This window comes from Pseudomonas sp. PD9R, assembly GCF_019200975.1.
In the GTDB taxonomy this organism is placed as follows: Bacteria; Pseudomonadota; Gammaproteobacteria; order Pseudomonadales; family Pseudomonadaceae; genus Aquipseudomonas.
On record NZ_JAHTMR010000001.1, the window covers coordinates 184,878 to 206,352 of the forward strand.

The following is a 21,475-nucleotide window of genomic DNA, read 5'->3' on the forward strand; positions in this document are numbered from 1 at the left end:
CAGCCGCAGGCTGCGATCTTTTGATTTTTGCGATTCAATGCCCCATCAACCAATGCTGATGCGGCCCCGGCAAGGTCCAGATCCCGAACAGCATCACCAGAAAACCGCCCGCCATACGCACACTGCGCTTGCGCAACAGCGCCGTAACCCGCTCGGCCGCCAACCCGGTGGCGAGCAGCACCGGCCAAGTGCCCAGTCCAAAGGCGAGCATCAGTAACGCACTGTCCAGCGCATTACCCTGGCTCGCCGACCACAGCAACGTGCTGTAAACCAGGCCGCAGGGCAACCAGCCCCAGAGTGCACCCAACAGCAACGCGCGAGGTACGCTCGACACTGGCAGCAATCGATTGGCAACCGGCTGGATATGCCGCCACAGGCCGCGCCCCAGGCTTTCAATGCGGGTCAGGCCGCTCCACCATCCGGCCAGGTACAGGCCCATGGCGATCAGCAGCAGGCCGGCGAGTACCCGCATGAACATCGCAGCGGGGCTGTTGGCTACCGCCCAGCCCGCGAGGCCGATCAGCAGGCCTGCGGTGGCATAGCTGAGAATCCGACCCAGGTTGTAGGCCAGCAGCAACCGAAAGCGGCGGCTGCGCTGTTCCTTGGGAATCGCCAGGGTCAACGCGCCCATCAAGCCGCCGCACATCCCCAGGCAATGACCGCCACCGAGCAGACCGAGGATGACTGCCGACACCAGCAGCGGTGCCAATTCAAACATGGGGTGGCGCCTTGTCGTCGGGTTTGGCCGGAGGGCCGCTGGCTTCGTCGACGGCTGCGGTGTGGTTCGGGTCCTGGTCGTCGAACAGGATGCTGTGGGCCGGGCCGTCGAGGTCGTCGTACTGACCGCTGTCGACCGCCCAGAAGAAGATGTAAATAGCGATGGCCACGATCAGCAGCGCGGCCGGGATCATCACATAAAGAGCTGGCATCTGGACTCCATTCCCGCGCGGCTCAGGCCGGCAGCGGGCGGGTTTGTGGCGTGGCGCTGGCTGCGGGCGCGCTCGGCAAGCGAGTCAGGCGCAGCGCATTGAGCACCACGGTCAACGAACTGATGGACATGCCGACAGCGGCCCACACCGGTGTGATCCAGCCGAGGGCGGCGAACGGCAACATGAGGCCATTGTACAGCCCGGCCCACAGCAGGTTTTCGATGATTACCCGACGGGTGCGTCGAGCCAGACTGAAAGCCTGTACCAGTGCGTCGAGGCGGTTGGACAGCAATACTGCGTCGGCGCTGGTTTTCGCCAGGTCGGTGGCCGAGCCCATGGCGACGCTGATGTCGGCGGCGGCCAGCACTGGCACATCGTTGACCCCGTCACCGAGCATCAACACCTTGCGACCTTCCTTGTGCAGTTGTTGCAGGACTTGCAGCTTGTCGTCCGGACGCAAGCCGCCACGGGCCTCGTCGATGCCGAGCTCTGCCGCAACACTGGCCACCATCGGCGAGCTGTCACCGGACAGCAGCAGCGTGCGCCAGCCGCGTGCTTTGCAGGCGGCGAGCAGGGCAGGGGCGTCGGGGCGCAAACGATCGTCGAGAACGAGCCACGCCAGCGGTCCAGCCGTGTCGCCGAGCAGCAGCCATTGCCCGGCTTCATCCGGCATCACGGGTGCTGTTGAGCCACTGAGTTCGCAGACAAATCCTGGCTGGCCAATACGCAAGCGTTGTTCGCCGACCAATCCTTCGAGACCAAGTCCCGGCGTGCTGTGCACTTCTTCGGCGGCCAGGGGCGCGCGGCCAAATGCGCGCGCGATCGGGTGTTCGGAGCGGTTTTCCAGTGCGGCGGCGAGGCTCAGGCATTGATCGCTGTCGAGCTCGCCGAGAGGGCGGATCGAGCGCAGCGCCAGGCGACCTTCGGTCAGGGTGCCGGTCTTGTCGAAAATCACCGTGTCGATCTGGTTAAGGCCCTCCAGCACATGACCGCGCGTCAACAACAGTCCCAGTTTGTGCAGCGTTCCCGTGGCGGCGGTCAGTGCGGTCGGCGTGGCCAGAGACAGCGCGCACGGGCAGGTCGCAACGAGCATCGCCAGCACAATCCAGAATGCTCGCGATGCGTCCAGTTCCCACCACAGCAGGCCGATGATGGCAGCAGCGATCAGCGACAGCAGCAAGAACCATTGCGCGGCGCGGTCGGCGATTTCCGCCAGTCGCGGTTTTTCGGTCTGGGCGCGATCCAGCAGGCGAACGATGGCAGAGAGACGTGTGTCTTGTCCGAGCGCCTGGACTTGCACGGTCAGTGCGCCCTCGACGTTCAGGGTGCCGGCGGTGACCGCATCGCCTGGGGTTCGGGATTGCGGCAGGTATTCGCCAGTCAGCAGCGACTCATCGATGCTCGAATGGCCGTCGAGGATTTTGCCGTCAGCCGGCAGGATGGCGCCCGGATGCACCAACACCTGATCGCCGACGCGAAGCTCGCTGAGCAGAATGCGTTCGCTCTGGCCGTCGGCACTCAGGCGCAGGCATGAGGCGGGCAGCAGGTTAACCAGTTGCGCAGTGGCGGCAGCGGTGCGTTCCCGGGCGCGGCGCTCCAGATAACGCCCGGCCAACAGGAACAGCGCGAACATGCCGACCGCATCGAAATACAATTCCCCGACGCCGGTGATCGAGGTCCAGATTCCGGCAACGTAGGCGCTGCCAATTGCCAGCGACACCGAAACGTCCATGGTCAGATGGCGGGTCCGCAGGTCGCGAATGGCGCCCTTGAAGAAGGGCGCGCAACTGTAGAACACGATTGGGGTGGTGAGGAATAACGCGACCCAGCGCAGGATCGTGTGCAGTTCGGGGCTGAGGTCGATGTTGAATTCCGGCCAGGTGGCCATGGTCGCCATCATCGCCTGGAACCACAGCAGCCCGGCGACCCCGAGTTGGCGCAGGGCCAGGCGGTTTTCGCTGGCCAGTTGTTCGCTGGCTCGATCAGCCTGGTAGGGGTGGGCGGCATAACCGATGTGGCGCAGTTCGCCGAGCATCTGACTCAGCGGTAATTGTGCGTCGGCCCAGCGCACGTGCAGGCGGTGGTTGGAGAGATTCAGGCGAGCTTCGGCCACTGCCGGCAAGGTGCGCAGGTGTTTCTCGATCAACCAGCCGCAGGCAGCGCAACTGATGCCTTCCATCAGCAATGTGGTTTCGGCGAGATCGCCATCGTGGCGCACAAAGGGTTGCTGCACGTCGGCGCGGTCGTACAGCGCCAACTCGTCCACCAGTTGCACCGGCAGCGCTTCGGGGTTGGCTGACGCTTCGCTGCGATGCTGGTAATAACTTTCCAGCCCACCCGCGACAATCGCCTCGGCCACTGCCTGGCAACCCGGACAGCAGAATTCACGGGTTTGCCCCAGGACCGCCGCAGTGAAGCGGCTGCCGGTCGGAACGGGCAGGGCGCAGTGGTAGCAGGGAGTTGGAGTGGTCATGGTCTGGATTATGTCTTCTGGAAAGGCCTCATCGCCGTAGGAGCTGACGAGTGAAACGAGGCTGCGATCTTTTGATCCTGTTTTTAAAAGCAAGATCAAAAGATCGCAGCCTGCGGCAGCTCCTGCAGGTGATGGCCTATTTTTTCAGGTCTTCGGCACCCTGCAGCGGTTCGTCACCGAGTAGCAGATCCTTGTCATGGCTGACCAGTTCCTCTTCGAACATACGCCATACGTGATCGTCCTGAGACCCCAGCAATTCCACAAAACGACGGCCTTCAATCTTGTCGTTCAACTGGCCGATATATCGACCCTGCTCGGTTTCGCTGCGAGCGAGGATGATTTTGCGGTCTTTCTCCGGTTGGGTCGGCGAGATCAGGTTCAGCTCTATGGTTGCCGGCTGACTGTTGCCGCTCAGGCGCAGGTCGACTTCGCCGGTCACGTCATCCAGATGAACGCTGGCACGCATCAGCAGCGTCTGTGCCAGCAGTTCGCGGTCGAGGGAGCGGTTGATGCCTTTGCCGGCCTCGTAATAGTTGTCATTGACCAGGTTGTCCGGGTGGGTTACCGCGATGGTCACCATGGACAAGGTCAGGGTCACCGAGCAGGCCAGAATCCCGATGATGATCCACGGCCAAAGGTGCTTGTACCAGGGACTTGCGGCGTTTGCTGCGGGCATGTTCACTTCTCTCAACGATTTTGAGGGCCGATGAATCGGCTCTTGGCTTCAACGCGGACGCTGTCGTCATCGGCATCCTTGAGGATGAATTTCACCTCGTTGGTGCTCGATGGCAGTTTTTCCGGCGCAACGGACAATTCGACTGGCTGGCTGACGATATCGCCGGCCGCGACCTTGATCTCGCGTCGGCCTTGCAACTTGAGGTCCGGCAAGCCAGCAGCTTCCAGCACATAGGTGTGATCGCGCTGATCCTTGTTCATGATTTTCAGGCTGTAGACGTTTTCAATCCGGCCTTCGGCATTCTCGCGGTACAGCACGCGGTCCTTGCTGACATCGAAGCCAACCAGCGAGCGCATGAAGAACGCAGTCGCCAGCAGCGCGATCATGGCCAACAGCACCACGGCATAGCCAATCAGGCGCGGACGCAGTTTATTGGTTTTTTGCCCCGACAGGTTGTGCTCGGTGGTATAGCTGATCAGCCCGCGCGGGTACTCCATTTTGTCCATGATGCTGTCGCAGGCATCGATGCAGGCAGCACAACCGATGCACTCGATTTGCAGGCCGTCGCGGATGTCGATACCGGTCGGGCAGACCTGGACGCACATGGTGCAGTCGATGCAATCGCCCAGGCCCTGAGCTTTGTAATCGACGCCTTTTTTGCGCGGGCCACGACCTTCGCCACGGCGCGGGTCGTAGGAAACGATCAGTGTGTCCTTGTCGAACATCACGCTCTGGAAACGTGCGTACGGGCACATGTAAATGCACACTTGTTCGCGCAGCCAACCAGCGTTGCCGTAAGTGGCGAGGGTGAAAAAACCGACCCAGAAATACGACCAGCCATCAGCTTCGCCAGTGAAGAAGTCGATCACCAGTTCGCGAATGGGCGAGAAGTAGCCGACAAAGGTCATGCCGGTTATGAAACCGATCAACAGCCACATGGCGTGCTTGCTGAATTTGCGCAGGAACTTGTTGGCGCTCATGGGCGCCTTGTCGAGCTTGATGCGCTGGTTACGGTCGCCTTCAGTAACCTTTTCGCACCACATGAAAATCCAGGTCCAGACGCTCTGTGGGCACGTATAGCCGCACCAGACCCGACCGGCATAGACCGTGATGAAGAACAGGCCGAAGGCGCTGATGATCAGGATGCCCGAGAGCAGGATGAAATCCTGTGGCCAGAAGGTCGCGCCGAATATGAAGAACTTGCGCTCCGGCAGGTTCCACCAGACGGCCTGGTGGCCTGCCCAGTTCAACCAGACCGTACCGAAATACAACAGAAACAAAAAGGCGCCGCCCAGCATTCGCAGATTGCGAAACAGACCGGTGAAGGCACGGGTGTAGATCTTTTCTCGAGAGGCGTAGAGGTCGACGCTGTTGTTCGCGTTTTTGTTGGGCGGGGTGACGTCGTGTACCGGAATCTGGTTGCTCATCATTGCATCCCACGGCAGTGGAAAAATGCCCCGGTCAGTACATGCCGACCACGGTCAAAAAGAGGTGTTGCAGTGGCGCAATGATACGCCTGTCGCTCTAGCCCAAGGGTGCGACCTTTGGTCACGTTGGGAGAAATTAATCGATGGTGTAATGACTTGAATCAATTGACTCGTGAATTATGGACGGTTTTGTGAGGGCAGTGAGCTCATTCGTCCCATGGGTTGATCAATGCGACGCCGCTGGATTGAAAATCGCTGGTGTTACGGGTCACCACCGTGAGCCCATGAACCAGAGCGGTGGCGGCGATCAGGGCGTCACTTTCGTTGGCGCGGTCTGGAACATGCAGACTGGCGCAGCGTAGCGCCACGGCGGCATCGACCGGCAGGATTCTGGCATCGAAGGCCGGTAGGACGTGGCGCTTGAGCCAGGTCCGCAATACCTTTCCCTGGGTTGGATCTCGACGCTCCATTTGCAGAACGCCTGTCTCCAGTTCCTTCAGGGTGATGGCCGAAATAAACATGCGTGGAGCGATGACACTTTTGGCCCAGGCGACCACATTGGCGTCAGCCTGGGGTTTGCGCAGTTCAGAAATCACATTGGTGTCGAGTAGATACATCAGGACAGGTCCACGGGGCGATGAGTGATCACGGCGCGCTCGGTTTCGAACTCGATGTCTGCCGCTTCCGGCATCACCAGCAGGTCGACGATGTCGGCGTTGATGCCAGTCAGTTTTTGGTACTCCTCAATGCTTAGCAGTACGTGAGCAGGCTTGCCACGATCGGTGATGAAAACCGGCCCCTGACGCGTGGCTTTTTTGGCACCACTTGTGTCCTGGTTGAATTCGCGGCTGGAAATGGTGGTGATGGCCATCTTGGTCAGGCCTCCTTGAAATGCCAATGTAGAAACGTTACTACTTGGCTTGCTTTTCGGCAACCTGACTATAGGAACAAGGGCGCACCGTCCGTCGTTATTTGACCGGGACCGTGTGGGTGGCAACGGGGTTGCGCCAGTCGTTATTCGCGATGACGTTCACCGTCAGGTGCTTTCTATCGTCAGAGAAAGTGACAAACAACCAGCTTTGCTGAACCGCCGAACCACCCATGAACAACGGTATATCGCCATAGATGTAGTTGCTCGATTCGTATTTGCCGCTTCGCTTATGGGCATTAGCGGAAAACACTGCCGTCACGGCGTAGTCCTCGATCATCTTTGTGAACCTGAAAATCTCGGTTTCCCTGACCGGCCAGTGAAACGGCTGACTCAGGTTCAGCAGAATGATCTTCCCCTGTTCATGCGCCCGTTTCAGGTCACGCTCCAGCCAGTCGAGAGAAGCGGTGATCTCGTAGGCCGTGGTATTGATGAACGAGCCAGTGGAAAAGCTCGCGGAGTAAGTCGGGTCAATGTGCAGCTGCACCAAATGCACATCACCGTAGTCCCTGGCATAAGCCAGGCTTCCGTACCAGGTTTTCGTCCGGCCGGCAGCGCGGGTGGCGAGATCCATGTTGGCGACTTTGCCCCAGTAACGATCCTTCAGGTCGTTGATGCTTCCAGCGGCGCAACTGGCGCAACTGGCGACGTTGAAGTCGTAGTCGTGGTTGCCAAGACCGTAGTCATAGAGATTGCTCAGTTTGTTCTGCAAAATCGCGCTGATGTAGGCGCGCTCTTCGGACTGTCCTGACGCCGTCATGTTGCCGTTGATCATGACGGGTACGGCGGATGCGCCACCTGAGTATTTGCGCAATTCGGCAATGCTTGAATACTGCGCATCGATTAACCACCTTGAGCGGTTTTCCTTGTCCGAACTCGATTCAGTTTGTCCATTTTCAGAGTTTTCACTCGAGGGGAATTTCGGTGTCGAAGCAAAGACGATGTGACTCGGCGCAGCATCAGCGGCAAATGCATGCACCAGAGGCATACCGCAGGTGAGCATCACCAGGGTGAAAAATTTGACGCAAGTTGAAGGCTTCATAGAAATCCATTTCTATTGATAAAAGGTAGGTATGTGCAGCGACAGCCCTGACTGTATGTCAGTCGTTTTTGGCGGGGCAAGTGACGAGGGAAGCAGGATTGAAAGGCCATGTTTCCTGGCCGCTATTTTCGAACACTCTGCGAGCTGAAACCAAAACGGCCCCGCCAATTCTCATTGGCGGGGCCGTTTTTTATTGCATCAAGCGCTTGCCTTACTGGGCGTCCGCCACTGGAGCCTTCTCACCGTGAGACAGGCTGTAGACGTAAGCGGCCAGCAGGTGAACCTTGTCGTTGCCCTGCATTTGCTCTTGGGCAGGCATCTGGCCCTGACGGCCGTAACGGATGGTCTGCTGCAGTTGAGCGAAGCTCGAACCGTAGATGAACGCGGCAGGGTGGGTCAGGTTAGGTGCGCCCATCGCCGGGGTGCCTTTGCCTTCTGGACCGTGGCAAGCCACGCAGTTGGCGGCGAACAGTTTCTGTCCTGCAACCGGGTCAGCCTTGGTGCCTTCCGGTAGCTTGCGACCGTCGAGGTTGGTCACCACGAATGCAGCAACGTCAGCAACACCTTGCTCGCCGATCACTTCAGCCCACGCCGGCATGACCGCATGACGGCCGCCCATGATAGTGGTCTTGATGGTTTCCGGCTCGCCGCCCCAGCGCCAGTCGGCGTCGGTCAGGTTAGGGAAACCATAAGCGCCTTTGGCGTCGGAACCGTGGCAAACCGAGCAGTTGGAGGCGAACAGGCGGCCACCCATCTTCAGGGCTTGCGGGTCCTTGGCGACCTCTTCAATTGGCATGGAAGCGAATTTGGCGAAGATCGGGCCGAACTTGGCGTCCGACTTGGCCATTTCCTTTTCCCACTCGTGAACGCCGGTCCAGCCAGTCTGGCCGTTGGCGAACGCGGTCTGCTTCTCGTTATCGAGGTAGTTGTAACCCGGCAGCAGGCCTTTCCAGTTGCCCAGGCCCGGGTACAGCACCAGGTAGCCCAGGGCGAAAATGATGGTGCCCACGAACAGCATGAACCACCATTTCGGCAGCGGGTTGTCGTACTCCTCGATCCCGTCGAAGGAATGTCCAACCGTCTCTTCGGTAGACTCGCTGCGCTGGCCCTTGCGGGTCGACAGCAGCAGCCAGGTCAGGGAAAAGATCGTACCGAGACTGAGGACTGTGACGTACAGACTCCAGAATGTAGTCATTCTTTGTTACTCCTAGAAGCTTGCTCGACGTGCTTGATGGCTTCGGGATCATCCGCGAAAGGCAGCAAGGTCGCGTCTTCAAACTCCGACTTGCGCTTGGGGCTGAATACCCACAACGCCAGACCGATGAAGGCCACCATCACAACAACGGTGCCCAGGCCACGAATCATCCCGATATCCATCTAGATCACCGTTTGCTTTTGATGATGGTGCCCAGGCCTTGCAGATAGGCCACCAGCGCGTCCATTTCGGTTTTGCCCTTTACCGCATCTTTTGCACCGGCAATGTCTTCGTCGGTGTAAGGGACGCCGAGCGTTCGCAAGACTTCCATTTTCTTCGCGGTGTCTTTGCCGTCGAGCTTGTTTTCCACGAGGAACGGGTAGGCCGGCATTTTCGACTCAGGCACTACGTTGCGCGGGTTGTACAAGTGCGCACGCTGCCAGTCATCGGAGTAACGACCGCCGACACGGGCCAGGTCCGGACCAGTACGCTTGGAACCCCACAGGAACGGGTGATCCCAGACGCTTTCACCGGCAACCGAGTAGTGGCCGTAACGTTCGGTTTCTGCGCGGAACGGGCGGATCATCTGCGAGTGGCAGCCGACACAACCGTTGGCGATGAAAATGTCGCGTCCTTCCAGTTCAAGGGCAGGGCGAGGCTTCATGCCTTCGACCGGCTTGTTGGTGACGTCCTGGAAAAACAGCGGAACGATCTGGGTCAGGCCGCCGACGCTGACGGCGATAACCATGAAGAAGGCCAGCAGGCCAATATTCTTCTCGACTGCTTCATGCTTCATCAGTGAGCTCCAACTACAGCAATCTGTTCGGCGGCTTCAGCTTCAGCCGGGTTCGAGGCGCGTACGGTACGGAATACGTTGTAGGCCATGAACAGCATGCCGCTGGCGAAGAACGCACCACCCAGTGCGCGAACGATGAAACCAGGATGGCTGGCTTGCAGCGCTTCAACGAACGAGTAGGTGAGGGTGCCGTCATCGTTGATTGCACGCCACATCAGGCCCTGGGTGATGCCGTTGACCCACATCGAAGCGATGTACAGAACGGTACCGATGGTCGCGAGCCAGAAGTGCGTGTTGATCAGGCCGACGCTGTGCATCTGCGCACGACCGAACAGTTTCGGGATCATGTGGTAGATCGCGCCGATCGAGATCATCGCTACCCAGCCCAAGGCACCGGCGTGTACGTGGCCAATGGTCCAGTCGGTGTAGTGAGACAGCGAGTTCACAGTCTTGATGGCCATCATCGGGCCTTCGAAGGTCGACATGCCGTAGAACGCCAGGGACACGACCAGGAAGCGCAGGATCGGGTCGGTGCGCAGCTTATGCCAGGCGCCCGACAGGGTCATCATGCCGTTGATCATGCCGCCCCAGCTCGGAGCCAGCAGGATGATCGACATCGCCATGCCCAGGGACTGAGCCCAATCCGGCAGAGCGGTGTAGTGCAAGTGGTGCGGACCGGCCCAGATGTACAGGGTGATCAGCGCCCAGAAGTGCACGATGGACAGGCGATAGGAGTAGATCGGACGCTCGGCCTGTTTAGGCACGAAGTAGTACATCATCCCCAGGAAGCCGGTGGTCAGGAAAAAACCTACGGCGTTGTGGCCGTACCACCACTGGATCATCGCGTCCGTCGCACCTGAGTAAGCCGAGTACGACTTGAAGAAGCTGACTGGCAGGGACGCGTGGTTGACGATGTGCAGCATCGCCGTCACGACAATGAAGGCACCGTAGAACCAGTTACCGACATAGATGTGCTTGGTCTTGCGCTTGACGATGGTGCCGAAGAACACCAGACCGTAAGTGACCCAGACAATGGCCAGCAGAATAGCCAGCGGCCATTCCAGCTCAGCGTATTCCTTGGTGGTGGTGTAACCCAGCGGCAAGGTAACGATGGCGCCGATGATCACCGCTTGCCAACCCCAGAAGTGGAAGGCCGCGAGGCTATCGGAAATCAGTCGCGTTTGGCAGGTTCGCTGCACGACGTAATAAGAAGTGGCAAACAGTGCACATCCACCGAAGGCGAAAATCACCAGGTTGGTGTGCAACGGGCGCAGGCGTCCAAAAGTCGTCCACGGCAGACCGAGATTCAATTCCGGCCATACGAGCTGTGAGGCGATGAAGACACCGAGCCCCATGCCAAGGATCCCCCAGACCACCGTCATGATGGCGAACTGGCGGACTACCTTATAGTTATAAGCAGTCGGACTGATTGCTGTGCTCATTCTAAGGTTCCACGGTTTGGGTGTTTTATTAGGATTAAAAATCGGCCGCAAGTATGGAGAAAGCAGGGGGTCATTGCAACGCGCCATGACCTGGGTCAATGCTTTCAAATGCTGATTCTGCGGCCTTTCCATGCGCCGCGTAAGGACAAAACTGCCTACTGGCAAAATGTCCCGGCGGACTAAAAAGGCGAGGGGTTCAGGTCGGATGTAACGGGGTGTGTTTAAACGCAACGATCGGGTGACGGATGGCAATTGGCGCGACAGCCGGTATCTACCAGCCTTTGCGGCTTGTCATCGAGCAGATTCGTCGCACACATCGGTTAGGGTCGACCTGGAACCGGTACTTGCCAGTCCGCATCGGGGGAAGCTTAGACCCGAATCTGGCGAACCGAAAGGAAGACTGAATGAGGGTGCGACAATGGGTCGCAAAGGGGCAGAAAGTTGCCGCATTCGGGAGAATGCGGCACTAGAGCGGTCTGCTATTACTCGGCTTGGCCTTCGGCCTGCAAACGCTCGGCGCGGGCAGCGTGAGACAGGCTGTACACATACGCGGCCAGCAGTTGCACCTTATCGTTGCCGAGCAGTTCGTTCTGCGCCGGCATATGGCCCTGGCGGCCATGACGAATCGTTTGTTGCAGTTGCGCCAGGCTTGTACCGTAAATAAAACCGGCCGGGTGCGTCAGGTTCGGCGCACCCATGGCTTCAGTGCCTTGGCCGTTTGCCCCATGACAGGCTACGCAGGTGGTGCTGAACGCTTGCTGTCCGGCCTGCAGGTCGGCGCCGCTGTCGGCCGGCAATGGCAGGCCGGCGAGTTCATGACGCACAAAAGCCGCAACGTTTTTCACACCGTTCTCGCCGAGGATTTCACCCCAGGCCGGCATCGCCGCCATGCGCCCGCCCATGATCGTGGTCTTGATGGTTTCGGCGCTACCGCCCCAGCGCCAGTCGCTGTCCGCCAGATTAGGGAAACCGAATGCGCCTTTGGCGTCCGAGCCGTGGCACACCGAACAATTGGAGGCGAACAGGCGGCCGCCCATTTTCAGCGCCTGCGGATCTTTGGCGACTTCTTCCACCGTCATTGCAGCGAATTTGGCAAAGATCGGCCCGAACCTGGCGTCAGCCTTGTCCATCTCCTTTTCCCACTCGTGCACGCCGGTCCAGCCGTTTTTGTAGCCGGGGAGGATGCCTTTCCAGTTGCCAAGGCCGGGATAAAGGATCAGATAACCGATGGCAAATACCAACGTGCCGGCGAACAACATGAACCACCACTGTGGCAGCGGGTTGTCGTATTCCTCGATGCCATCGAAGCTGTGGCCCATGGTCTGGTCGACGCTGCCCTTGGTTTCGCCCTTGCGCGTGCCGACCAGCAGCCAGGTCAGGCCGATCAGGCTGCCGATGGTCAGGACGCAAATCCACGTACTCCAGAAGGTGGTCATGGCCGGGTACTCCTTGTTACAGGTTCTTCGGTGATATCGGGTTGTGGCTCATCGGCGAACGGCAGCATTCGCGCTTCGGCGAATTCCTGATTGCGCTTGCTGTTGAACACCCACAGGGTCAGGCCGACGAAGGCCACGAACACCACGACCGTGCCCAGGCCACGGATCATCCCACTGCTCATTTCGTTCTCAATAAAAGACATGGGCATGGCTCACCTCTTGCTCTTGATGGCAGTGCCCAGCACTTGCAGATAGGCGACCAGCGCGTCCATTTCAGACTTGCCCTTGAGCGACTCGACACTGCCAGCAATATCCTCGTCGGTGTACGGCACGCCCAAGGTGCGCATGGCGCGGAGCTTGGTTTCGGTGTGGCTGCTGTCGAGCGCGTTGGCCACCAGCCACGGGTAGGCGGGCATTTTCGATTCCGGCACCACGTTGCGCGGGTTGTACAAGTGCGCGCGGTGCCAGTCATCCGAGTAGCGCGCGCCGACCCGCGCCAGGTCCGGCCCGGTACGTTTCGACCCCCACAGGAACGGGTGATCCCAGACGCTTTCACCGGCCACCGAGTAGTGGCCGTAGCGTTCGGTCTCGGCGCGAAACGGGCGGATCATCTGCGAGTGGCAACCGACACAGCCTTCGCGGATGTAAATATCGCGACCTTCCAGTTGCAATGCGGTGTAGGGCTTCATGCCTTCCACCGGTTTATTGGTCACGTCCTGAAAGAACAGCGGGACGATCTGGGTCAGCCCGCCGATGCTCACGGACAGGACCATCAGCAACAGCAGCAGACCGACGTTTTTCTCGATTGTTTCGTGTTTCATGGCGGACTCCTCAGGCCATCTGCGCGGCAGCGGCAGCTTCGGCGGGCTGCGAGGCCCGCACGGTGCGCCAGGTGTTGTAAGCCATCAGGAACATGCCGCTGAGGAAGATCGCCCCGCCTACCAGGCGCACGATGAAGCCTGGGTGGCTGGCCACCAGGGTTTCGACGAAGGAGTAGGTCAGCGTGCCGTCCTCGTTGATCGCGCGCCACATCAGGCCCTGGGCGATGCCGTTGACCCACATCGAGGCGATGTAGAGCACGGTGCCGATGGTAGCGAGCCAGAAATGCGCATTGATCAGGCCGATGCTGTGCATCTGTGGCCGGCCGAAAATTTTCGGAATCATGTGGTACAGCGCGCCGATGGAAATCATCGCCACCCAGCCGAGCGCGCCGGCGTGCACGTGGCCGATGGTCCAGTCGGTGTAGTGGGAAAGGGCGTTGACGGTCTTGATCGCCATCATCGGCCCTTCAAAGGTCGACATGCCGTAGAACGCCAGGGACACCACGAGGAAACGCAAGATCGGGTCGCTGCGCAATTTATGCCAGGCACCCGAGAGCGTCATCATGCCGTTGATCATCCCGCCCCAGCTCGGCGCCAACAGCACCAACGACATGACCATGCCCAACGACTGCGCCCAATCCGGCAGTGCGGTGTAGTGCAAGTGGTGCGGGCCGGCCCAGATGTACAAGGTGATCAACGCCCAGAAGTGCACGATCGACAGTCGATAGGAATACACCGGCCGTTCGGCTTGTTTCGGCACGAAGTAATACATCATCCCGAGGAAGCCGGCGGTGAGGAAAAAGCCTACGGCGTTATGCCCGTACCACCACTGCACCATGGCGTCGGTGGCCCCGGAATACACCGAGTAGGATTTGGTGAAACTCACCGGCAACTCAAGGTTGTTGACGATGTGCAGGATGGCCACGGTGATGATGAAGGCGCCGAAGAACCAGTTGCCCACGTAAATGTGCTTGGTCTTGCGCTGCATGATCGTGCCGAAAAACACGATGGCGTAGGCGACCCAGACAATGGTGATCAGAATGTCGATCGGCCATTCAAGCTCCGCGTACTCCTTGGAGCTGGTGTAACCCAGCGGCAGGCTGATGGCTGCCAACAGGATCACAAGCTGCCAGCCCCAGAAGCAGAACGCGGCAATTTTCGGCGCAAACAATTGGGTCTGACAGGTGCGTTGCACCGAATAGAACGAACTGGCGAACAGCGCGCAGCCGCCAAAAGCGAAAATCACCGCGTTGGTGTGCAATGGGCGCAACCGGCCGAAACTGGTCCACGGCAAATTGAAGTTGAGTTCGGGCCAGACCAACTGGGCCGCGAGAAAAACCCCGAGCCCCATGCCGACGATGCCCCACACCACCGTCATAATGGCGAATTGGCGGACCACCTTGTAGTCGTAGGCGGTACTGATAGAAGTGTTCATGGTTCCCCATCCACGGTTCAGCCGAAGTGGACGCGCAGTGCATGGCAGCGTCCCTTCGCCTGGAGTTATAGGCAGACTAAAAGCGAGGCAAGCATGGACAAACAGCACAAGGCCGGTATTGACGGGGATCAATGGGCGCAGTGCGTGCAGGATCATGGGTGGTTGTGGAATGCGGCTTTAGCGCCGGCTTCGGCAACGCTGATCCTGGCTCATGGTGCAGGTGCGCCGATGGACAGCGCCTGGATGAGCGACATGGCGCAACGCCTCGCCGATCAAGGCGTCAACATGCTGCGTTTCGAGTTTCCCTACATGGCGCAGCGGCGTATCGACGGCGGCAAGCGGCCACCGAACCCGGCGCCGAAATTGCTCGAATGCTGGCGTCAGGTGTATGCCGTCGTGCGACGCCATGTCACTGGGCCGCTGGCCATTGGCGGCAAGTCCATGGGCGGGCGGATGGCCAGTTTGTTGGCAGATGAATTGGGCGCGGACGCGCTGGTGTGTTTGGGTTATCCGTTTTATGCCGTGGGCAAACCAGAGAAACCGCGGGTCGAGCATTTGGCTGGGCTGAAGACCCGCACGTTGATCGTGCAAGGCGAGCGGGATGCGTTGGGTAATCGTGAAGCGGTCGAGCGCTATGACCTGTCACCGAATATCGAGGTGTTCTGGCTGGTGGCGGGGGATCATGATTTGAAGCCGTTGAAGGCTTCGGGGTTTAGCCATGAGCAGCATCTGGCGGCTGCGGCGGCGAAGGTGGCGGCATTTTTGTAAGAAGCAAGATCAAGAGATCGCAGCCTTCGGCAGCTTCTACAGGAAGACGCGATCCATGTAGGAGCTGGCGCAGCCTGCGATCTTTTGATCTTTGGTGCTAGCGGTTAAACCGCTCCACCAACGAATACTGGGTATTCGCGGTTCTGGTCAGCTCTTCACTCAACAGCGCCGAATTCTGCGCCTGTTCCGAGGTCTGGTCAGCCAGGTGCGAGATGTTGCTGATGTTGCGGCTGATTTCTTCGGCGACCGCGCTTTGCTCTTCGGTCGCGGCAGCGATCTGGGTGGTCATGTCGGTGATGTTGCCCACCGCTTCGCTGATCCCCACCAATGCCTGATCCGCTTCCAGTACCCGCGCCACGCCTTCTTCGGCCTGACGATGCCCGGCTTCCATGGTCTGCACCGCCGTGCTGGCGGTTTGCTGCAGCTTGGCGATCAAGGCGTGGATCTGCCCGGTGGATTCGCTGGTGCGTTGCGCCAGTTGACGGACTTCGTCGGCCACTACCGCAAAACCACGACCCATCTCGCCGGCACGGGCCGCTTCGATGGCCGCGTTCAGCGCCAGCAGGTTGGTCTGGTCGGCGATGCCTTTGATCACATCGACCACGCCGCCGATTTCATCGCTGTCCTTGGCCAGTTGAGTCACGGTCAGACCGGTTTCCCCAACCACCACCGACAGGCGCTGAATGGCTTCGCGGGTTTCCCCGGCGATGTCGCGACCGCGACCGGTCAGGCGATTGGCTTCCTGGGTGGCGTCGGCGGTGCGCTGCACGTGGCTGGCGACTTCCTGAGTGGTGGCGGCCATCTGGTTGACGGCGGTTGCCACTTGCTCGGTTTCGACGCGCTGGCGCTCCAGGCCGCTGGAGCTGTTGTGCGCCAGGGCGTCGGACTGCTTCGCCTGATCGGTCAGGTGCTCGGCGGTGTCCTGCAAACGGGTCAGGCAGGTTTTCAGGCGTGCTTCCTGGCTGAGGATCGACATCTCCAGACGCGCCTGGGCACCACGGCTGTCGGTGTACATCTGCGCGATCAGCGGGTCGGACGTGGTCTGCCCGGCCAGATGCAGCAGGCGCTTGATACCGCGTTGTTGCCAACTCAGGCCCATTAGGCCCAGCGGCACAGAAAGACCGGCGGCCAAGGCAAAACCCCAATGCGAGTTAAGCGACGCACCGATCATGAAGCTCAGCTGGCTGACCAGAATGAACGGCAGCCAGTCCTGCAGGACCGGCAGCCATTTATCGGTTGAAGGAATGGCCGACTTGCCCTGGTTGATGCGTTGGTAAAGCGCTTCGGCGCGGCGGATCTGTTCGGCGGTGGGTTTGATCCGCACCGACTCGTAACCGATCACCTGATTGCCTTCGAAGATCGGTGTCACATAGGCGTTAACCCAATAGTGATCACCGTTCTTGCAGCGATTCTTGACGATACCCATCCATGGCAAGCCTTGTTTCAGTGTGCCCCACATGTGCGCGAAGACCGCAGCCGGGACGTCAGGATGACGCACCAGATTATGCGGCGCACGGATCAGCTCCTCACGAGAAAACCCGCTGATCTCGACGAAATCGTCGTTGCAGTAGGTGATCATGCCCTTGGCATCGGTAGTCGAAATCAACCGTTGCTGAGCCGGGAAGGTCCGTTCGCGTTGTGTAATTGGCTGGTTGTTACGCATGGCTTATTTAATCCGCAAGGCTTTCAAGTGCTGTATCGGCACCAACAGTCATTTGTTGAGATTATTTTTCGATTATCAGCAGCGCGTCGCAAAACGACCCTTGCGTCAGCCCGCGAGCATCGGATACATCAACAAATGAAACGCCACAGTCCTTTGTAGGCGCAAGCCTGCTCGCGATGGGGATCACATCCAACATTAGTGTTGCCTGACACTCCGCTATCGCGAGCAGGCTCGCTCCCACAGGGATGTCTGGGGCCCAATCAAAAAAACACCGCCCGAAGGCGGTGTCTGTGTGATCAAGCGATCAAGAGGCAATCAACTGCCGCAACACATAATGCAAAATCCCCCCCGACTTGAAGTACTCCACCTCATTTAGCGTATCGATCCGGCACAGCACCTCGACTTTCTCGCTCGTACCATTTTCACGGTTGATGACAAGCGTAAGGTTCATCCGTGGCGTCAGCTCGACACCGGTCAGGCCAAGAATGTCCACGGTTTCCTTGCCGGTCAGATTCAGGCTCTTGCGGTTTTGATCGAGTTTGAACTGCAACGGCAGTACGCCCATACCCACCAGGTTGGAGCGGTGAATCCGTTCGAAACTTTCGGCAATGACCGCTTTGACCCCCAGCAGATTGGTGCCTTTGGCCGCCCAGTCGCGGCTCGATCCAGTGCCGTATTCTTGCCCCGCGATTACCACCAGCGGCGTGCCCGACGCTTGATAACGCATGGCCGCGTCGTAGATCGCCAGCTTCTCACCGGTCGGGATGTAGAGGGTGTTGCCGCCTTCTTCACCGCCGAGCATTTCGTTGCGAATGCGGATGTTGGCGAAGGTGCCGCGCATCATCACTTCGTGGTTGCCACGGCGTGAGCCGTAGGAATTGAAGTCCCGCGGTTCCACACCTTTCTCGCGCAAGTAGCGACCCGCCGGGCTGTCGGCCTTGATGTTGCCGGCCGGGGAGATGTGGTCGGTGGTCACCGAGTCGCCCAGCAGCGCGAGGACGCGCGCACCTGCAACGTCCTTGACCACGGGTGGCGGGCCACCGATGTCATCGAAGAAGGGCGGATGCTGGATGTAGGTCGAATCGGCCTGCCAGACATAAGTGGCGGCTTGCGGCACTTCGATGGCTTGCCACTGCTCGTCGCCGGCAAATACCTCGGCGTATTCCTTGTGGAACATCGCCGTGTTGACCCGCTCCACCGCTTCGGCGATCTCCTTACTGCTCGGCCAAATGTCCCGCAGATAAACCAGGTTGCCATTCTGGTCGCTGCCCAGCGGCTCGGTGCTGAGGTCGATGCGCACGGTGCCGGCCAGCGCATACGCGACCACCAGCGGCGGCGAGGCCAACCAGTTGGTTTTCACCAGCGGGTGAACCCGGCCTTCAAAGTTACGGTTACCCGATAACACCGAGGCCACCGTCAGGTCGGCTTGCTGGATGGCTTTTTCGATTGGCTCCGGCAACGGGCCGGAGTTGCCGATGCAGGTGGTGCAGCCATAACCGACCAGATCGAAACCGAGTTGGTCGAGGTACTGTGTCAGGCCGGCAGCCTTGTAGTAGTCGGTAACCACTTTCGAGCCGGGAGCCAGCGAGGTTTTCACCCAAGGCTTGCGTTGCAGGCCTTTTTCCACCGCTTTCTTTGCCACCAGCCCGGCGGCCATCATTACGCTCGGGTTGGAGGTGTTGGTGCAGGAGGTGATCGCGGCAATCACCACCGCGCCGTTTTTCAGCCGATGAGTCTGGCCTTCGAAGTCGTAGTCCGCTTCGCCGGCCATGTCCGCATTGCCGACCGCTACACCACCACCGCCCTCGCTTTCCAGACGACCGACTTCCTTGCTGGTGGGTTTGAGCGTCAGGCCGAGGAAGTCGCTGAACGCTTGCGCGACATTCGGCAACGAAACCCGGTCCTGTGGGCGTTTCGGTCCGGCAAGGCTGGCTTCGACGCTGGCCATGTCCAGCGCCAGGCTATCGGTGAACACCGGTTCCTTGCCCGGCAGGCGCCACAAGCCCTGAGCTTTGCTATAGGCCTCGACCAGTTTTACGGTTGCGACGGGGCGGCCGGACAGGCGCAGGTATTCCAGCGTCACGTCGTCCACCGGGAAGAAACCGCAGGTGGCGCCGTATTCCGGGGCCATGTTGGCGATGGTCGCGCGGTCCGCCAGCGGCAGATCGGCCAGGCCATCGCCGTAGAACTCGACGAATTTGCCGACCACGCCTTTCTTGCGCAGCATCTGGGTAACGGTCAGCACCAGGTCGGTGGCGGTGATGCCTTCCTTGAGCTTGCCGGTTAGTTTGAAGCCGATCACTTCCGGAATCAGCATCGACACCGGCTGGCCGAGCATCGCGGCTTCCGCTTCGATGCCGCCGACGCCCCAACCGAGCACGCCGAGGCCATTGATCATGGTGGTGTGGGAGTCGGTGCCCACCAGGGTGTCGGGAAAGGCGTAAGTGCGGCCGTCCTCGTCCTTGGTCCAGACCGTGCGGCCCAGGTATTCCAGGTTCACCTGATGGCAGATGCCAGTGCCTGGTGGCACCACGCTGAAGTTGTCGAAAGCACTCTGGCCCCAGCGCAGGAATGCATAACGCTCGCCATTGCGCTGCATTTCGATGTCGACGTTCTGTTCGAAGGCGCTGCTGCTGGCGAATTTGTCGACCATCACCGAGTGGTCGATCACCAGGTCCACCGGTGACAGTGGGTTGATTCGCTGCGGGTCGCCGCCGGCCTTGGCCATTGCCGCGCGCATGGCGGCCAGATCGACCACGGCGGGCACGCCGGTGAAGTCTTGCATCAGTACCCGCGCCGGGCGGTATTGGATTTCGCGATCGGAGCGGCGTTCCTTGAGCCAGGCGGCAATCGCTTTGAGGTCAGCGCCGGTGACGGTTTTTTCGTCTTCCCAGCGCAACAGGTTTTCCAGCAGCACTTTCAACGACATGGGTAGCTTGTCCAGGTCGCCCAGGCTTCTGGCGGCATCCGGCAGGCTGAAATAGTGGTAGGTCTTGTCGTCGACTTGCAGGGTTTTAAGGGTGTTCAGGCTATCGAGGGACGGCATTACGGTCACTCCTTTGAGTCCGCACGGCTACGGACAGAGGGAACGGGCAGAGCATTAAACCTAGCCCTGTTTTCAGTAGCTGGCTAATAACTGGACTCTATGGGCAGGTCCAGGGTTCCGAAGTCAGCTATCATGCGCCGGTTTTCGTGACAGGCTTTGCTTAAGAGCAAGCCTGGGCATCGCGCAGTGGTTGAATGTCTCGCCATCTGCCCAGGAGTAAAAATGAACACCCTCTTTATGCATTGCCGGCCGGGCTTCGAAGGCGAAGTCTGTTCCGAGATTTCTGACCTCGCCGCACAGCTGAACGTGTCCGGCTATGCCAAGGCCAAAACCGCCAGCGCCTGCGCCGAATTTGTCTGCACCGAAGAAGGCGGCGCCGAACGGCTGATGCGCGGTCAGCGTTTCGATCAACTGATCTTCCCGCGCCAATGGGCGCGTGGTGTTTTCATCGATTTGCCGGAAACCGACCGCATCAGCGTGATCCTCGCCCACATGGCGGACTTTCCGCTGTGCGGCAGCCTGTGGTTGGAAATGGTCGACACCAACGATGGCAAGGAACTGTCGAATTTCTGCAAGAAATTCGAAGTCCACTTGCGCAAGGCGCTGATCGCCGCCGGCAAACTGGTGGAAGACGCCCACAAGCCGCGCCTGCTGCTGACCTTCAAAAGCGGCCGTGAAGTGTTCATGGGCTTGGCGGAGTCGAATAACTCGGCGATGTGGCCGATGGGCATTCCACGTTTGAAATTCCCCCGCGAGGCGCCAAGCCGTTCGACCCTGAAACTGGAAGAGGCCTGGCACCATTTCATCCCTCGCGACCAGTGGGACGAGCGCCTGCACAGCGACATGACCGGCGTCGATCTGGGCGCTGCACCTGGCGGCTGGACCTGGCAACTGGTCAACCGCGGCATGCTGGTGACCGCCATCGACAACGGTCCGATGGCCGAAAGCCTGATGGACACGGGGCTGGTGCAACATTTGATGGCCGACGGTTTCACCTTCAAGCCCAAGCAACCGGTGGACTGGATGGTGTGCGACATCGTCGAGAAACCGGCGCGCAATGCCGCGATGTTGGAAGAGTGGATCGGCGAGGGGCATTGCCGCGAAGCAGTGGTTAACCTCAAGTTGCCGATGAAACAGCGTTACGCCGAAGTGAAGCGTCTGCTGGAACGCATCGCCGACGGCTTCAAGGCGCGGGGCATCAAGGTCGAAATCGGCTGCAAGCAGCTGTATCACGACCGCGAGGAAGTGACTTGCCATCTTCGTCGGCTCGACGTGAAAAAACCAAAATCTCGCTAGCTGATTGGCCATGTAGGAGCTGCCGAAGGCTGCGATCCTTTGATTTTTTTTAAGGTCAAGATCAAAAGATCGCAGCCTGCGGCAGCTCCTACAGGTGCGGTG

General features: G+C 59.6%; 20 protein-coding genes. 2 read left to right on the forward strand and 18 right to left on the reverse strand.

Translation table 11 applies throughout. From position 1 onward, the window contains the following. Positions 1-34: 34 nt before the first annotated feature. The 16 genes from KUF73_RS00810 to ccoN (KUF73_RS00885) all read right to left on the reverse strand — a co-directional run bounded on the left by KUF73_RS00810 (position 35) and on the right by ccoN (KUF73_RS00885) (position 14,600). Entirely contained in the window at positions 35-718 is a 684-nt protein-coding gene (locus tag KUF73_RS00810; RefSeq protein ID WP_218436152.1) for a sulfite exporter TauE/SafE family protein, read from the reverse strand. After that, positions 711-929, reverse strand: coding sequence for a cbb3-type cytochrome oxidase assembly protein CcoS (gene ccoS, locus KUF73_RS00815; protein WP_218436153.1), 219 nt, complete (start codon positions 927-929; stop codon positions 711-713). The genes KUF73_RS00810 and ccoS overlap by 8 nt, the downstream gene beginning before the upstream one ends. 22 nt (positions 930-951) lie before the next feature. Continuing rightward, positions 952-3,402 carry a heavy metal translocating P-type ATPase gene (locus KUF73_RS00820; protein WP_218436154.1) on the reverse strand — a complete coding sequence of 817 codons (2,451 nt, stop codon included), beginning with the start codon at positions 3,400-3,402 and terminating at the stop codon, positions 952-954. A 136-nt stretch (positions 3,403-3,538) separates the two neighbouring features. Continuing rightward, the gene (locus KUF73_RS00825; protein WP_218436155.1) at positions 3,539-4,078 is read right to left on the reverse strand and encodes a FixH family protein; all 540 of its coding nucleotides are present in this window, start codon (positions 4,076-4,078) and stop codon (positions 3,539-3,541) included. An 11-nt stretch (positions 4,079-4,089) separates the two neighbouring features. Next, positions 4,090-5,505: a cytochrome c oxidase accessory protein CcoG gene (ccoG, locus tag KUF73_RS00830; RefSeq protein ID WP_218436156.1), complete on the reverse strand. Its 1,416-nt coding sequence runs from the start codon at positions 5,503-5,505 to the stop codon at positions 4,090-4,092. Between the two features lie 206 nt (positions 5,506-5,711). Further along, complete coding sequence (locus KUF73_RS00835; RefSeq protein ID WP_218436157.1) at positions 5,712-6,122, reverse strand: type II toxin-antitoxin system VapC family toxin; 411 nt, start codon at positions 6,120-6,122, stop codon at positions 5,712-5,714. Beyond that, a complete protein-coding gene (locus KUF73_RS00840; RefSeq protein WP_218436158.1) occupies positions 6,122-6,376 on the reverse strand; it encodes a type II toxin-antitoxin system Phd/YefM family antitoxin in 255 nt (84 codons plus the stop codon). The genes KUF73_RS00835 and KUF73_RS00840 overlap by 1 nt, the downstream gene beginning before the upstream one ends. Positions 6,377-6,473: 97 nt before the next feature. Further along, the gene (locus KUF73_RS00845) at positions 6,474-7,475 is read right to left on the reverse strand and encodes a metallophosphoesterase (RefSeq protein WP_256345262.1); all 1,002 of its coding nucleotides are present in this window, start codon (positions 7,473-7,475) and stop codon (positions 6,474-6,476) included. Positions 7,476-7,686: 211 nt separating this feature from the next. Next, positions 7,687-8,670: a cytochrome-c oxidase, cbb3-type subunit III gene (ccoP, locus tag KUF73_RS00850; RefSeq protein ID WP_218436159.1), complete on the reverse strand. Its 984-nt coding sequence runs from the start codon at positions 8,668-8,670 to the stop codon at positions 7,687-7,689. Beyond that, positions 8,667-8,852 (reverse strand): CcoQ/FixQ family Cbb3-type cytochrome c oxidase assembly chaperone, encoded by a 186-nt coding sequence (locus tag KUF73_RS00855; protein ID WP_003175465.1) that lies wholly within the window; start codon positions 8,850-8,852, stop codon positions 8,667-8,669. Before KUF73_RS00855 ends, ccoP (KUF73_RS00850) begins: the two co-directional genes overlap by 4 nt. Before the next feature lie 5 nt (positions 8,853-8,857). Beyond that, positions 8,858-9,466 carry a cytochrome-c oxidase, cbb3-type subunit II gene (gene ccoO, locus KUF73_RS00860; RefSeq protein ID WP_123425668.1) on the reverse strand — a complete coding sequence of 203 codons (609 nt, stop codon included), beginning with the start codon at positions 9,464-9,466 and terminating at the stop codon, positions 8,858-8,860. Then, on the reverse strand, positions 9,466-10,908 hold the full coding sequence (gene ccoN / locus KUF73_RS00865; protein WP_218436160.1) for a cytochrome-c oxidase, cbb3-type subunit I: 1,443 nt from the start codon (positions 10,906-10,908) through the stop codon (positions 9,466-9,468). Before ccoN (KUF73_RS00865) ends, ccoO (KUF73_RS00860) begins: the two co-directional genes overlap by 1 nt. 482 nt (positions 10,909-11,390) lie before the next feature. Continuing rightward, complete coding sequence (gene ccoP / locus KUF73_RS00870; RefSeq protein ID WP_218436161.1) at positions 11,391-12,344, reverse strand: cytochrome-c oxidase, cbb3-type subunit III; 954 nt, start codon at positions 12,342-12,344, stop codon at positions 11,391-11,393. Continuing rightward, the gene (locus tag KUF73_RS00875; protein ID WP_218436162.1) at positions 12,341-12,553 is read right to left on the reverse strand and encodes a cbb3-type cytochrome c oxidase subunit 3; all 213 of its coding nucleotides are present in this window, start codon (positions 12,551-12,553) and stop codon (positions 12,341-12,343) included. Before KUF73_RS00875 ends, ccoP (KUF73_RS00870) begins: the two co-directional genes overlap by 4 nt. 3 nt (positions 12,554-12,556) lie before the next feature. Further along, the gene (ccoO, locus tag KUF73_RS00880) at positions 12,557-13,165 is read right to left on the reverse strand and encodes a cytochrome-c oxidase, cbb3-type subunit II (protein ID WP_218436163.1); all 609 of its coding nucleotides are present in this window, start codon (positions 13,163-13,165) and stop codon (positions 12,557-12,559) included. Positions 13,166-13,175: 10 nt separating this feature from the next. Continuing rightward, positions 13,176-14,600, reverse strand: a complete 1,425-nt coding sequence (gene ccoN, locus KUF73_RS00885; RefSeq protein WP_218436164.1) for a cytochrome-c oxidase, cbb3-type subunit I — start codon at positions 14,598-14,600, stop codon at positions 13,176-13,178. A 93-nt stretch (positions 14,601-14,693) separates the two neighbouring features. On the opposite strand from ccoN (KUF73_RS00885), the gene KUF73_RS00890 reads away from it, so the two are divergent. Continuing rightward, positions 14,694-15,368 carry an alpha/beta family hydrolase gene (locus KUF73_RS00890; protein ID WP_218436165.1) on the forward strand — a complete coding sequence of 225 codons (675 nt, stop codon included), beginning with the start codon at positions 14,694-14,696 and terminating at the stop codon, positions 15,366-15,368. A 97-nt stretch (positions 15,369-15,465) separates the two neighbouring features. On the opposite strand, the gene KUF73_RS00895 is transcribed toward KUF73_RS00890, so the two are convergent. Beyond that, the gene (locus KUF73_RS00895) at positions 15,466-17,031 is read right to left on the reverse strand and encodes a PAS domain-containing methyl-accepting chemotaxis protein (RefSeq protein WP_218436166.1); all 1,566 of its coding nucleotides are present in this window, start codon (positions 17,029-17,031) and stop codon (positions 15,466-15,468) included. A gap of 304 nt (positions 17,032-17,335) precedes the next feature. Beyond that, positions 17,336-20,077, reverse strand: coding sequence for an aconitate hydratase AcnA (acnA, locus tag KUF73_RS00900; protein WP_218436167.1), 2,742 nt, complete (start codon positions 20,075-20,077; stop codon positions 17,336-17,338). A 222-nt stretch (positions 20,078-20,299) separates the two neighbouring features. Between acnA and rlmM the strand changes: the two genes are divergently transcribed. Next, complete coding sequence (gene rlmM / locus KUF73_RS00905; protein WP_218436168.1) at positions 20,300-21,373, forward strand: 23S rRNA (cytidine(2498)-2'-O)-methyltransferase RlmM; 1,074 nt, start codon at positions 20,300-20,302, stop codon at positions 21,371-21,373. The last annotated feature ends 102 nt before the right edge of the window (positions 21,374-21,475 follow it).